The organism is Pseudomonas sp. NMS19W, from assembly GCF_051554255.1.
GTDB classification, from domain to species: Bacteria; Pseudomonadota; Gammaproteobacteria; order Pseudomonadales; family Pseudomonadaceae; genus Aquipseudomonas; species Aquipseudomonas kribbensis.
Map to the genome: position 1 here is coordinate 3878159 of NZ_CP136718.1, position 12808 is coordinate 3890966.

The 12808-nt window shown below is 60.1% G+C and carries 12 protein-coding genes; 9 read left to right on the top strand and 3 right to left on the bottom strand.

What is annotated here, in order from left to right:
* Positions 1–9 precede the first annotated feature (9 nt).
* A complete protein-coding gene (xthA, locus tag R1A29_RS17650) occupies positions 10–822 on the top strand; it encodes an exodeoxyribonuclease III (protein WP_438299075.1) in 813 nt (270 codons plus the stop codon).
* A 120-nt stretch (positions 823–942) separates the two neighbouring features.
* Positions 943–2277 carry a substrate-binding domain-containing protein gene (locus R1A29_RS17655; RefSeq protein ID WP_438302062.1) on the top strand — a complete coding sequence of 445 codons (1335 nt, stop codon included), beginning with the start codon at positions 943–945 and terminating at the stop codon, positions 2275–2277.
* A gap of 60 nt (positions 2278–2337) precedes the next feature.
* Here R1A29_RS17655 and R1A29_RS17660 read toward each other — a convergent pair whose 3' ends face one another.
* The gene (locus R1A29_RS17660) at positions 2338–3567 is read right to left on the bottom strand and encodes an acyl-CoA dehydrogenase (protein WP_041075051.1); all 1230 of its coding nucleotides are present in this window, start codon (positions 3565–3567) and stop codon (positions 2338–2340) included.
* A gap of 177 nt (positions 3568–3744) precedes the next feature.
* On the opposite strand from R1A29_RS17660, the gene R1A29_RS17665 reads away from it, so the two are divergent.
* Genes R1A29_RS17665 through R1A29_RS17675 form a run of 3 tightly spaced genes read left to right on the top strand, consistent with a single transcriptional unit; the run spans position 3745 to position 6075 of the window.
* On the top strand, positions 3745–4689 hold the full coding sequence (locus R1A29_RS17665; RefSeq protein ID WP_438299076.1) for a LysR family transcriptional regulator: 945 nt from the start codon (positions 3745–3747) through the stop codon (positions 4687–4689).
* 55 nt (positions 4690–4744) lie between these two features.
* Positions 4745–5146, top strand: a complete 402-nt coding sequence (locus R1A29_RS17670) for a MerR family transcriptional regulator (RefSeq protein WP_007951507.1) — start codon at positions 4745–4747, stop codon at positions 5144–5146.
* A 29-nt stretch (positions 5147–5175) separates the two neighbouring features.
* Positions 5176–6075 (top strand): hydroxymethylglutaryl-CoA lyase, encoded by a 900-nt coding sequence (locus R1A29_RS17675; RefSeq protein WP_007951509.1) that lies wholly within the window; start codon positions 5176–5178, stop codon positions 6073–6075.
* A gap of 242 nt (positions 6076–6317) precedes the next feature.
* On the opposite strand, the gene R1A29_RS17680 is transcribed toward R1A29_RS17675, so the two are convergent.
* Entirely contained in the window at positions 6318–6653 is a 336-nt protein-coding gene (locus R1A29_RS17680) for a hypothetical protein (RefSeq protein WP_438299077.1), read from the bottom strand.
* A gap of 492 nt (positions 6654–7145) precedes the next feature.
* Here R1A29_RS17680 and R1A29_RS17685 point away from each other — a divergent pair, with 492 nt between their 5' ends.
* Both R1A29_RS17685 and R1A29_RS17690 read left to right on the top strand, forming a co-directional pair.
* Positions 7146–7511: a DUF6124 family protein gene (locus R1A29_RS17685; RefSeq protein ID WP_179694406.1), complete on the top strand. Its 366-nt coding sequence runs from the start codon at positions 7146–7148 to the stop codon at positions 7509–7511.
* 87 nt (positions 7512–7598) lie between these two features.
* A complete protein-coding gene (locus R1A29_RS17690; protein ID WP_438299078.1) occupies positions 7599–7958 on the top strand; it encodes a DUF6124 family protein in 360 nt (119 codons plus the stop codon).
* Positions 7959–8030: 72 nt separating this feature from the next.
* Here R1A29_RS17690 and R1A29_RS17695 read toward each other — a convergent pair whose 3' ends face one another.
* A complete protein-coding gene (locus R1A29_RS17695) occupies positions 8031–9728 on the bottom strand; it encodes an AMP-binding protein (protein ID WP_438299079.1) in 1698 nt (565 codons plus the stop codon).
* A gap of 201 nt (positions 9729–9929) precedes the next feature.
* On the opposite strand from R1A29_RS17695, the gene R1A29_RS17700 reads away from it, so the two are divergent.
* Both R1A29_RS17700 and R1A29_RS17705 read left to right on the top strand, forming a co-directional pair.
* On the top strand, positions 9930–11093 hold the full coding sequence (locus R1A29_RS17700; protein ID WP_438299080.1) for an isovaleryl-CoA dehydrogenase: 1164 nt from the start codon (positions 9930–9932) through the stop codon (positions 11091–11093).
* A gap of 104 nt (positions 11094–11197) precedes the next feature.
* Positions 11198–12802: a carboxyl transferase domain-containing protein gene (locus tag R1A29_RS17705; RefSeq protein ID WP_438299081.1), complete on the top strand. Its 1605-nt coding sequence runs from the start codon at positions 11198–11200 to the stop codon at positions 12800–12802.
* Positions 12803–12808: the final 6 nt, after the last annotated feature.

Consider the following 12808-nt stretch of genomic DNA (forward strand, 5'->3'; position numbering starts at 1 on the left):
CTGCCGACCATGAAGATCGTTTCCTTCAACATCAACGGACTGCGGGCTCGCCCGCATCAGCTGGCGGCGCTGATCGAAAAGCATCAGCCGGACGTCATCGGCCTGCAGGAAACCAAGGTCCACGACGACCAGTTCCCGCTGGAAGAAGTGCGGGCCCTGGGTTATCACGTGTATTTCCACGGCCAGAAAGGCCATTACGGCGTTGCCCTGCTCTCGCGCCAGGAGCCGATTGCCGTGCACAAAGGCTTCGCCACCGATGAAGAAGACGCGCAGCGGCGCTTTATCTGGGGCACTTTCGCCGACGCCAATGGCGTGCCGGTGACGATCATGAACGGCTATTTCCCACAGGGCGAAAGCCGTGACCACCCGACCAAGTTCCCGGCCAAACAGCGCTTCTACAGCGATCTGCAAGCGCTGCTGGAAAGCCAGTTCAACAATGAACAGCCGCTGGTGGTGATGGGCGACGTGAACATTTCCCCGGAAGACTGCGACATCGGCATCGGCCCGGACAACATGAAGCGCTGGCTGAAAACCGGCAAATGCAGCTTCCTGCCGGAAGAACGCGAGTGGATGGCCCGCCTGAAAAACTGGGGCCTGACCGACAGCTTCCGTCACCTGAACCCGGACGTGGCCGACGTCTTCAGCTGGTTCGACTACCGCAGCCGTGGTTTTGAAGACGAGCCGAAACGCGGTCTGCGCATCGACGTGATCCTGGCGTCCCATGGCTTGCTGCCACGGGTGAAAGCCGCCGGTGTCGACTATGAACTGCGCGGGATGGAAAAGCCTTCGGATCACGCGCCGATCTGGCTTGAATTGAGCTGATAGCGCAATCACCGCAAATGGCTGTGGGAGTTCGCTCCTACAGCCTGAACACTGTCATCTTTCAGAAACGTCCCTGACTTAATCTCCCCGGCAATCCCCTTGGCTGCATTCGGTGCCGGCATGACCCTGCGCGTTCTGTTCGTCTTTCTCCTGAGTGCCTGGCTGCAGGTTTCGGCCGCTGCATTGCCCATTCCCGAGAACGGCGCGGTATTGCGCATCCAGGGTTCCAACACCATCGGCGCAGCCCTCGGCCCGGCGCTGGTGGAAGGCCTGCTCAAAGAGCAGGGACTTTTGAGAGTCCATAGCGAAACGCCAGACACCGCTAACGAACAACGGGTCGTCGGCCTCACGGCTCAAGGTAGACGGGTCGTGGTGGAAATCGCCGCCCATGGTTCCAGCACCGGTTTCTCGGCACTCAAAAGCAACAGCGCCGATCTGGCCGCCTCTTCCCGCCCGATCAAGGACAGCGAACTCGCCAGCCTTGTTTCACTTGGCGATCTGAAAAGCCCCGGCGCCGAGCAAGTCATCGCCATCGATGGCCTGGCGATCATCCTTCACCCCGACAATCCGCTGAATCAACTGAACACCGAACAACTGGCGCGGATCTTCAGCGGCGAGGCGAAGACGTGGGAAGAACTCGGCGGCAAGGGTGGGACAATTCATCTGTATGCGCGGGATGATCAGTCCGGCACCTACGACACGTTCAAGGAACTGGTCCTCAGCCGTCGTGGGAAAACGCTGAACAGTTCGGCGAAACGTTTCGAGTCGAGCGAGCAATTGTCCGACGCCGTGAGCGCCGATCCGCAGGGCATCGGTTTTATCGGCCTGCCTTACGTGCGCCAAGCCAAGGCCGTGGCCATCGTCGACGGGCAGTCCCAGGCCATGCTGCCACTGGCCAGCCTGATTGCCACCGAAGACTATCCACTGTCCCGTCGGCTGTTCTTCTATTTGCCACCCGATAATCAAAATCCGTGGGCCACCGCCTTGGTGGACTTTGCGCAAAGCCGCCAGGGCCAGGCGATTGTCGCGGCCAACGGTTTTATCGCCCAGACCGTGCACGCCATCTCGGTCACGCCGAATGCGCTGATGCCCGAGGGTTATCAATCCCTCAGCCGGCATGCCCAACGTCTTACGGTGAATTTTCGTTTCGAAGAAGGCAGCGCCAGCCTCGACAACAAGGCCCGGCAGGATCTGGCCCGGGTGTTCGACTATATAAAGCACCACGACAAGACTGACCGCGCGGTAACACTGGTGGGATTTGGCGATGCCAAGGATGACCCGGCGCGGGCGGATTTGCTGTCGAAGCTGCGGGCGATGGCGGTACGCCGGGAACTGGTGAAGAACGGCGTGGTGTTGCGCGAAGTGCGCGGGTTTGGCGCGCTGATGCCGGTGGCGACCAACAGCGGGGATGAAGGCAGGATCAAGAATCGGCGGGTTGAGGTTTGGGTTTACTGAATCTGATGTCCTGATCGTTCCCACGCTCTGCGTGGGAACGATCAGTAACGCGCTTTTGGATCAGCGCTCGCTACGCAGCATTTCCTTCGGCACGTACTTGCCGATTTCGAACTTGCCGATCGCCGCGCGGTGCACTTCGTCCGGGCCGTCGGCCAGGCGCAGGGTGCGTTGCATGGCGTACATGTAGGCCAGCGGGAAATCGTTCGACACCCCTGCCCCGCCATGGATCTGGATCGCCCGGTCGATCACCCGCAACGCGACGTTTGGCGCGACGACCTTGATCTGCGCGATTTCGCTCTTGGCGACTTTGTTACCCACGGTGTCCATCATGTACGCCGCTTTCAGGGTCAGCAGGCGAGCCATGTCGATTTCCATCCGCGAGTCGGCGATCTTGTCGACGTTACCGCCCAGACGTGCCAACGGTTTGCCGAACGCGGTGCGGCTCACCGAACGTTTGCACATCAGTTCCAGCGCGCGCTCGGCCATGCCGATCGAACGCATGCAGTGGTGAATCCGGCCTGGGCCGAGGCGACCCTGAGCGATTTCGAAGCCCCGTCCTTCACCGAGCAGGACGTTTTCGTAAGGCACCCGCACGTTGTCGAACAGCACTTCGGCGTGACCGTGCGGTGCGTCGTCGTAACCGAACACCGGCAGCGGACGGACGATCTTCACGCCGGGGGTGTCGACCGGCACCAGTATCATCGAGTGCTGGGCGTGGCGCGGGGCGTCGGGGTTGCTCAGGCCCATGAAGATCAGGATCTTGCAGCGCGGATCGCAGGCGCCGGAGGTCCACCATTTCTTGCCGTTGATCACCCACTCGTCACCATCGCGCACGGCGCGGGCGGCCATGTTGGTGGCGTCGGAGGACGCGACGTCCGGCTCGGTCATGGCGAACGCCGAGCGGATTTCACCGCGCAGCAGCGGTTCGAGCCAGCGCTGTTTCTGTTCTTCGTTGGCATAACGCACCAGCACTTCCATATTGCCGGTGTCCGGTGCCGAGCAGTTGAACGGCTCGGGACCGAGCAACGAACGGCCCATGATTTCCGCCAAGGGCGCGTATTCGAGGTTGGTCAGGCCAGCGCCCAGTTCCGACTCAGGCAGAAACAAATTCCACAGGCCTTCAGCCTTGGCCTTGGCCTTGAGCTCTTCCATGATTGCGGTCGGCTGCCAGCGATCGCCCTCGGCAACCTGCCGTTCGAACACGGCTTCGGCCGGGTAAACGTAAGTGTCCATGAACGCGGTCACGCGCTCACGCAGTTCCTGAACCTTGGGCGAATAAGCGAAATCCATGAGCAATTACCTTCTGTGGCAGAGGTTGTTTAGGTCATGCAATCGATGCTAGAACAGCGCTGATAATTTACCTAGCCTATTCTCGGCGTGTATAAACATTCATCACCGATATATGATTGGTTGATTTTCCTGGCCGCCCTGACCCGCGCCATCCACCTATAAAAAGAGAGCCGCGTAATGAATCTGAGCAAGGTCGACCTCAACCTTTTCATCGTCTTCGACGCGATCTACACCGAAGCCAACCTGACCCGCGCCGGGCAGATTGTCGGCATTACCCAGCCAGCGGTGTCCAACGCATTGGCGCGGTTGCGCGAGACCTTCAACGACCCGCTCTTCGTACGTACGGCTCAGGGCATGGTGCCGACGCCCATGGCGCAAAACATCATCGGCCCGGTGCGCAACGCGCTGTCGTTGCTGCGGGTTTCGGTTCAGGAAAGCCGCATCTTCAACCCTTCGCAAGCGGTCAAGACCTACCGCATCAGCATGACCGACCTGACCGAAGCGGTGATTCTGCCGCCACTGTTCCAGCGTCTGCGTCGCCTGGCGCCGACGGTGATCATCGAAAGCTTCCTGTCCAAACGCCGGGAAACCACCGAGGAACTGGCCGCCGGACGTCTCGATTTCGCCGTGGATGCACCGCTCAACACCGACCCGCAGGTGCGCCACGTCAAGCTGATGGAAGACCGTTACGTCTGCGCGATGCGCAAAGGGCATCCGCTGGCGACCAAGGAAAAATTCACCCTCGACGATTACCTGTCGCTGACCCACATTCATATTTCCAGCCGTCGCAGTGGCCTGGGCCACGTCGATCTGGCGCTGGGTAAAATGGGCATCCAGCGCAAGATCGCCCTGCGCTCGCAGCACTATCTGATGGCGTCCCAGGTATTGCAGCAGACCGACATGGTGATGACCGTGCCGGAGCGTTTCGCCCGACGCCATGAGCTGCATGCGTTCAATCTGCCGGTCAACGATGTGCCACCCGTGGAAACCCATCTGTACTGGCACGAAAGCACCGACCAGGACCCGGCCAACCGCTGGATGCGCGAGCAGATGATCGAGCTATGCCAGCAAGTGACGGCGCACGAGAAGAAGCTCGACAAGCTGCAGGCGCCCGCCACTTGACGTAAACGTCAACCTGCCATTAGCTTAGCGCCAAGACCTTATTTCGAGCGCTTTCATGAGCAGCCAGACCTACAGCATTTCCGACCTCGCCCGCGAGCTGGACATCACCACCCGGGCGATCCGCTTCTATGAAGAACAAGGCCTGCTCAGCCCAGAGCGCCGAGGCCAGGAACGCATCTATTCGCCGCGCGACAAGGTCAGCCTGAAGCTGATCCTGCGGGGCAAGCGCATCGGTTTTTCCCTGGCCGAGTGCCGCGAACTGATCGAGCTCTACGACCCTTCCAGCGGTAACACCAAACAACTCAACAGCATGCTGGCGAAAATCAGCGAGCGCCGGGAACAGCTTGAACAGCAGCTGCTGGACATCGAACAGATGAAGCTGGAACTCGACACCGCCGAAGAACGCTGCGTGCAGGCGCTGGAGCAGACGCTCAAGAGTCAGCAAGTCGCGCAGTAGCCTCCCGATAATTACAACAGGTCAACGCCATGTCCCTCCCCTCCCAAGTACGCCTGATCGAAGTCGGCCCCCGTGACGGCCTGCAGAACGAAGCCCAGCCCATCAGCGTTGCCGACAAGGTGCAACTGGTCGACGCGCTGAGCGCCGCCGGCCTCGGCTATATAGAAGTCGGTAGTTTCGTTTCGCCCAAATGGGTGCCGCAGATGGCGGGTTCCGCCGACGTGTTTGCGCAGATTCAGCGCAAGCCCGGCGTGACCTACGGCGCACTGGCGCCGAACCTGCGCGGTTTTGAAGATGCGCTGGCGGCGGGAGTGAAAGAAGTCGCGGTGTTTGCGGCTGCGTCCGAAGCGTTTTCGCAGCGCAACATCAATTGCTCGATCAGCGAGAGCCTGGCGCGGTTCGCACCGATCATGGAATCCGCGAAACAGCACGGCGTTACCGTGCGCGGTTACGTGTCCTGCGTGTTGGGTTGCCCTTATGAAGGCGAGGTCGCCCCGGAACAGGTGGCCATGGTGGCCCGCGAGCTGTACGCGATGGGCTGCTACGAAGTTTCGCTGGGCGACACCATCGGCACCGGCACTGCTGGCGCCACCCGCCGTCTGTTCGAAGTAGTGTCGAAGCAAGTGCCGCGAGAGAAACTCGCTGGCCACTTCCACGACACCTACGGTCAGGCCATGGCCAACATCTACGCCAGCCTGCTGGAAGGCATCGCAGTGTTCGACAGCTCGATCGCCGGCCTCGGCGGCTGCCCGTACGCCAAAGGCGCCAGCGGTAACGTCGCCACCGAAGACGTGGTGTACCTGCTCAACGGCCTGGGCATCGAGACCGGCATCGACCTCGACGCCTTGATTGCCGCCGGCCAGCAGATCAGTGCGGTGCTGGGTCGCCCGACCGGTTCGCGAGTGGCCAAGGCCCGTAGCGCACAGTGAGGACGAAGGTGTTACCGCTGTGTCCGAAACGTGGGCATAGGCGAGTAACACGGAAACAAATTGTCTGGTTTTGCCTGAAGGAAAAATCCTTAAAAAATCTCAAACCCTTGATTTACAAGGGTTTTGAAAAGTTGGCACGGCTTCTGCTATCTCTATGGCATAACAAGAATAAAAAGCAGCAAACCAATAAAAATAAGACGTACCGACTCTGACATAACAAAAACAACACGGCAGAGACGCAGCTAACAGATTTTTTTGGAGAAGGTGTGCTTTTCAGGGTATTCCTCGGAATGACCCGCAACCGGGCAGAGAACAATAAAACTACCTTCAGGTAGCTCCCGAATCGGTTGGATCGCCTGGCGAGAAAGCAGATCAGCGCTCAAAAAAATACGTTTGCTCTTGACCCCGGATGGGGGTCGCCAAAAACAGCGGTAAAGGGCCACGGTTGCCAAAAACAACAACAGACCGACCCTCAATAATAAAAAAGAGCACGCGACGACAAAATTAAAGGGGAGCTTCGGCTCCCCTTTGTGCTGTCTGGCGTTCTGAAATTGTCCGCGACTGATCTCCTCCCCCATCTCGATCTTCCTGCAAGCGCTCACTCGGCAAGATTTCAGTGAGGCAATTGATGCCGCGTCTCAACATCCAGCTCCCCCACATACAAACCTCAACAAAAACACGGAGGGTTCACGGCTTTCGCTGTGTGTAAACACGACGGCGCATGGGCGTTTAAAGTACACGAACCGTTACGCCATAAGGGCTACAACACCTTGCGTCGTTGCCTACGCATACGCCAGAATCCGCCGGCTTACGCGGCTATGGGGCGGGCTATATCGTTTCCCTGTCACTGAAAAACAGTGATCGGGTTTGGTAGCCCGTCTGTAATAGCTGTATGGCAACACCGTATGCAGTCCCTTTTTGGGGCTCTGTTTTATGGTGGTCATGCGTGGGGCTCATTCGTGAGCGCCGGGTTCCTATTGCAGCCGGTCTACCAACCCGCGTATGGCCGCCACCCATTGTTTGGTAGCGTGGGTGATGGCTCCTTGAAGTCTGCGATAGGAGTTACACATATGTTCAAAGCCACACCCAACCCGCCAGAAACCGATTCAATCCCCTATGACGCCGCACTCGAAGCCGAAAACATAAAAACGGCAACCGAGCGGGCGATCAATCATTACCTTGATCCTGGGGCGCAGAAGACGTCCAAGCCATCGCGCAAGCCGGGCAGGATCTATCTGGTCAATCCAACGGTGGATGACGAAACGCTGCTGGTCGAAGCGTGCGAAACGCTGTCGTCGGCCAGTGACATGGCCCGGGATATCGGCGACACCGTCGATCCGTCGCAGCGCAAGGCGATGCAGATACTGCAGCAGGTGATCATGCTGAGTGAGCTGCTGGTCAATCGTGTGCTGGATAACCATCACGTCTCGCGGTAGTTGCCGCCTCGGTGAGGGGTTTGTCCCCTCACTGTTTGGCAGCCGTCTACACAATCCTCAAGCGACTCTTGTCCGGAGTTTCAGCTGATGTCCCAGACCGTCATTCCACCGTTAGAAGATCCGGTGTCCCCCTACGAATTTCCCGATTCAAGAAAACTCCACGACGCGGCCGAACGCGCCCTCGACTATTACCTGACCCCCGCAGCCAAGATCATGGCCACGCCTTACACCCCCAATGACATGTTCAGGGTCAACCCGCAAACCGACACGGAATCCCTGCTGGCCAACGCCTGCGAATCCCTGGCATCAGCCACGGTCATGCTCGGTGACTTTGCCGGCCTGCTGGAAGGGCCGAACCGCAAGACCCTGCTGGGCATTGCGCAAGTGGTGATGTTGGGGGAATTGGCAGTGAATCAGGCGTTGGAAAATATAGAAGAGAAGCAATAAGCGCCGCTTTCGAAGCCAGGGTCCGCGCCCTGGCTTCGAAGGCTCTGATCGATATAGAACGTTGAAACTGTGTCAGCCCTCGTTGCTACGCAACTCCTCGATACTGATCTCGCGCATCCGGAATTTCTGGATCTTGCCCGTCACCGTCATCGGAAACTCCTCCACAAACTTGAAGTAACGCGGCGTCTTGAAGTGGGCGATGCGCTCCTTGCACCACGCTTGCAGCTCTTGTTCGGTGGCGCTGTGGCCAGGATGGAATTTGATCCAGGCGACGATTTCCTCGCCGTAGCGCGAGCAGGGAATGCCGATCACCTGCACGTCCGCCACCGCTGGATGGGTGAAGAAGAACTCTTCCAGTTCACGCGGGTAAATGTTTTCGCCGCCTCGGATGATCATGTCCTTGTTACGGCCGGCGATGCACACGTAACCCTCTTCATTCATGCTCGCCAGGTCGCCGGTGTGCATCCAACCTGCTGCGTCGATGGCTTCGGCGGTGGCCTGCGGGTTGTTCCAGTAGCCGAGCATCACGCTGTAGCCACGGGTGCACAGTTCACCGATGGTGCCGCGTGGCACCGGGTTGCCGGCCTCATCGATGATTTTGCTTTCGAGTTGCGGCTGGGTGCGGCCGACGGTGGTGACGCGCAGTTCCAGTTCGTCCGATGGCCCGGTCTGCAGGGACACGGGGCTGGTTTCGGTCATGCCGTAGGCGATTTGCACTTCGCTCATGTGCATTTCGCTGATGACCCGGCGCATCACCTCGATCGGGCAGGTGGCGCCGGCCATGATGCCGGTGCGCAGGGTCGACAGGTCGAACTCGGCGCGCTGCGGCTGATCGAGCATGGCGATGAACATGGTCGGCACGCCGTACAGCGCGGTGGCCTTTTCTTCGGCGACGGTGTTCAAGGTCAGCAGCGGATCGAAGGCATCGTTGGGATAAATCATCGTGCTGCCGTGGGTGATGCAGCCGAGGTTGCCCATGACCATGCCGAAGCAGTGATACAGCGGCACCGGGATCACCAGGCGATCGGCGGCGGTCAGGCCGAGGCTTTCGCCGACCATGTAACCGTTGTTGAGGATGTTGTAGTGACTGAGGGTCGCGCCCTTGGGGAAACCGGTGGTGCCGGAGGTGTACTGGATGTTGACCGGTTGATCGAAGTGCAGGCTGTCGCTGCGTTCACGCAATTGTTCTGGAGAGACACTGGCGGCCAGATCTGCCAGTTGCGACCACGGGAGAAAACCCGAAGGCGGCTGGGAATCAAGGCTGATCAGGCCACGCAACTCCGGCAGGCGCTCGCTGTGCAGTTCGCCGATGGATTGCTCGGCCAGCTCCGGGAGCAAGCCTTGCAGCATGCCGTGGTAGTTCGAAGATTTGAAGGCACCGGCGCAGACCAGCCATTGGCAGCCGGATTGCTTGAGCACGTATTCGAGTTCAGAGCTGCGGTAGGCCGGGTTGATGTTGACCAGGATCACGCCGATCTTCGCAGTGGCGAACTGAGTGATGCACCACTGTGCGCAATTCGGCGCCCAGATGCCGAGCCGGTCACCGGCCTGCAAACCCAACGCCAGCAACGCTCTGGCATGCACGTCCACCGCGTCGGCCAGTTGCCGCCAGGTGTAACGCAGCTGCTGATGGCGCACCACCAGCGCCTCGTCGCCCGGGTACTGCGCGACGGTCTCGTCGAACTTCTGCCCGATGGTCATCGCCAGCAAGGCTTTGTCCTGGGAACCACGGGTGTAGCTGCGCTGCGGGTTTGCACTGGGTTGATCCATGACGACCCCTATTGTCTTTATTAGTGGGTGTTGGACCGGAGCCATATGAGCTCCGACCGTTCAGAACTGGCCCTACTCTCGCTCAAGTTGACGTTAACGTAAAGGGTGATTGACAGCCATTCGTCACAGGCTTACGTTAACGTAAAGGTGAGAGCCAAACCGCCGCCCTCCCCGCCCTACAAAAAAGCCAAAAGGTGACCCATGAGCTACCCATCCCTGAACTTTGCCCTCGGCGAAACCATCGACATGCTGCGCGATCAAGTTCAGTCCTTCGTTGCCAAAGAGATCGCCCCGCGCGCCGCGCAGATCGACAGCGACAACCTGTTCCCGGCCGATCTGTGGCGCAAGTTCGGTGATATGGGACTGCTCGGCATCACCGTGCCGGAAGAGTACGGCGGCGCTGGTCTGGGTTACCTGGCGCACGTGGTGGCGATGGAAGAAATCAGCCGTGGCTCGGCTTCGGTCGCTTTGTCCTACGGCGCTCACTCCAACCTCTGCGTGAACCAGATCAACCGCAACGGCAACCACGAACAGAAAGCCAAGTACCTGCCGAAGCTGATCAGCGGCGAACACGTTGGCGCCCTCGCGATGAGCGAGCCGAACGCCGGTTCCGACGTGGTTTCGATGAAATTGCGCGCCGACAAACGCGGCGACCGTTTCGTGCTCAACGGCAGCAAGACCTGGATCACCAACGGCCCCGACGCCAACACCTACGTGATCTACGCCAAGACCGATCTGGAAAAAGGCCCGCATGGCATCACCGCGTTCATCGTCGAGCGCGACTGGAAAGGCTTCAGCCGCAGCAACAAGTTCGACAAGCTCGGCATGCGCGGCTCCAACACCTGCGAACTGTTCTTCGATGACGTCGAAGTGCCGGAAGAAAACATCCTCGGCGTGCTCAACGGCGGCGTGAAAGTGCTGATGAGCGGCCTCGATTACGAGCGCGTCGTGCTGTCCGGTGGCCCGACCGGGATCATGCAGTCGTGCATGGATTTGATCGTGCCGTACATCCACGACCGCAAACAGTTCGGCCAGAGCATCGGCGAATTCCAGCTGATCCAAGGCAAAGTCGCCGACATGTACACGCAGCTCAATGCCAGCCGCGCCTACCTCTACGCCGTGGCCCAGGCCTGCGAGCGCAACGAAACCACGCGCAAGGACGCCGCCGGCGTGATCCTCTACACCGCCGAACGCGCTACGCAAATGGCCCTGGACGCGATCCAGATTCTCGGCGGCAACGGTTACATCAACGAATTCCCCGCCGGCCGTCTGCTGCGTGACGCCAAGCTGTACGAAATCGGCGCCGGCACCAGTGAGATCCGTCGCATGCTGATCGGTCGCGAACTGTTCAACGAGACGAAATGAATTTCGCCAGTGGCAAGCTGCAAGCTTCAAGCGGCAAGAAGAACGTGCCCTTGCTTCAACTTGTAGCTTGTAGCTTGAAACTTGAAGCTGCTACGGAGTAGCCGATGATTCTGCATACCCAGCTCAACCCCCGTTCAGCGGAGTTCGCCGCCAACAGCGCGGCGATGCTCACACAGGTCGACGCCCTGCACACCCTGCTCGCCCAAGTGGCACAGGGCGGTGGCGCGAAAGCTCAGGAACGGCACACCTCGCGGGGCAAACTGCTGCCCCGTGAGCGGATCAACCGCTTGCTCGATCCGGGCTCGCCGTTTCTGGAAATCAGCCAACTGGCCGCCCATGCCGTTTATGGCGAGGACGTGCCGGCCGCTGGCGTGATTGCCGGGATCGGTCGCGTGGAGGGCGTCGAGTGCATGATCGTCGCCAACGATGCGACGGTGAAAGGTGGCTCGTACTATCCGCTGACCGTGAAGAAACACCTGCGCGCCCAAACCATCGCCCAGCAAAACCGCCTGCCATGCATCTATCTGGTGGACTCGGGCGGCGCCAACCTGCCGCGTCAGGACGAGGTGTTCCCGGATCGCGAGCATTTTGGGCGGATCTTCTTCAACCAGGCCAACATGAGCGCCATGGGCATTCCGCAGATTGCCGTGGTCATGGGCTCCTGCACCGCTGGCGGCGCTTACGTGCCGGCGATGGCTGACGAAGCAATCATGGTGCGCAATCAGGCGACGATTTTCCTCGCCGGCCCACCCTTGGTGAAAGCCGCGACCGGTGAAGTGGTCAGCGCCGAAGACCTCGGCGGGGCCGATGTGCATTGCAAGATTTCCGGGGTCGCCGACCATTACGCCGAAAGCGACGAGCACGCCCTCGCCCTCGCCCGCCGCAGCGTCGCCAACCTCAACTGGCGCAAGCTCGGTGAAGTGCAGCAGCGCACGCCGATTGCGCCGCTGTACGCCAGCGATGAGTTGTACGGTGTGGTGTCGGCGGACGCCAAGCAGCCGTTCGACGTGCGCGAAGTGATTGCGCGACTGGTCGACGGTTCGGTGTTCGATGAATTCAAAGCCTTGTTCGGCACCACGTTGGTGTGCGGCTTCGCCCATTTGCACGGCTACCCGATCGCGATCCTCGCCAACAACGGCATCCTGTTCGCCGAAGCCGCACAAAAAGGCGCGCACTTCATCGAACTGGCCTGCCAGCGCGGTATCCCGCTGCTGTTCCTGCAGAACATCACCGGCTTCATGGTCGGTCAGAAGTACGAGGCCGGTGGCATCGCCAAACACGGCGCGAAACTGGTGACCGCCGTGGCGTGCGCCAAGGTGCCGAAATTCACCGTGATCATCGGCGGCAGCTTCGGCGCCGGTAACTACGGCATGTGCGGGCGGGCCTACGATCCGCGTTTCCTGTGGATGTGGCCGAATGCGCGAATCGGCGTGATGGGTGCCGAACAGGCCGCCGGCGTGCTGGTTCAGGTCAAGCGCGAGCAGGCCGAACGCAGCGGCCAGACCTTCAGCGCCGAGCAAGAAAGCGAGATCAAAAAACCGATTCTCGACCAGTACGAAGAGCAGGGTCACCCCTACTATTCCAGCGCACGGCTGTGGGACGACGGCGTCATCGACCCGGCGCAGACCCGCGATGTACTGGCTCTGGCCTTGTCCGCGTCGTTGAACGCGCCTATCGAACCGAGCCGCTTCGGCGTGTTCCGGATGTGATCGGGA

What these genes read in the sequence shown, in the direction of transcription:
- R1A29_RS17695 (WP_438299079.1), bottom strand. Translation starts at nt 9,728, where the DNA reads ATGGATCAACCCAGTGCAAACCCGCAGCGCAGCTACACCCGTGGTTCC.
- R1A29_RS17700 (WP_438299080.1), top strand. Translation starts at nt 9,930, where the DNA reads ATGAGCTACCCATCCCTGAACTTTGCCCTCGGCGAAACCATCGACATG.
- xthA (WP_438299075.1), top strand. Translation starts at nt 10, where the DNA reads ATGAAGATCGTTTCCTTCAACATCAACGGACTGCGGGCTCGCCCGCAT.
- R1A29_RS17665 (WP_438299076.1), top strand. Translation starts at nt 3,745, where the DNA reads ATGAATCTGAGCAAGGTCGACCTCAACCTTTTCATCGTCTTCGACGCG.
- R1A29_RS17660 (WP_041075051.1), bottom strand. Translation starts at nt 3,567, where the DNA reads ATGGATTTCGCTTATTCGCCCAAGGTTCAGGAACTGCGTGAGCGCGTG.
- R1A29_RS17670 (WP_007951507.1), top strand. Translation starts at nt 4,745, where the DNA reads ATGAGCAGCCAGACCTACAGCATTTCCGACCTCGCCCGCGAGCTGGAC.
- R1A29_RS17685 (WP_179694406.1), top strand. Translation starts at nt 7,146, where the DNA reads ATGTTCAAAGCCACACCCAACCCGCCAGAAACCGATTCAATCCCCTAT.
- R1A29_RS17690 (WP_438299078.1), top strand. Translation starts at nt 7,599, where the DNA reads ATGTCCCAGACCGTCATTCCACCGTTAGAAGATCCGGTGTCCCCCTAC.
- R1A29_RS17680 (WP_438299077.1), bottom strand. Translation starts at nt 6,653, where the DNA reads ATGGGGGAGGAGATCAGTCGCGGACAATTTCAGAACGCCAGACAGCAC.
- R1A29_RS17675 (WP_007951509.1), top strand. Translation starts at nt 5,176, where the DNA reads ATGTCCCTCCCCTCCCAAGTACGCCTGATCGAAGTCGGCCCCCGTGAC.
- R1A29_RS17655 (WP_438302062.1), top strand. Translation starts at nt 943, where the DNA reads ATGACCCTGCGCGTTCTGTTCGTCTTTCTCCTGAGTGCCTGGCTGCAG.
- R1A29_RS17705 (WP_438299081.1), top strand. Translation starts at nt 11,198, where the DNA reads ATGATTCTGCATACCCAGCTCAACCCCCGTTCAGCGGAGTTCGCCGCC.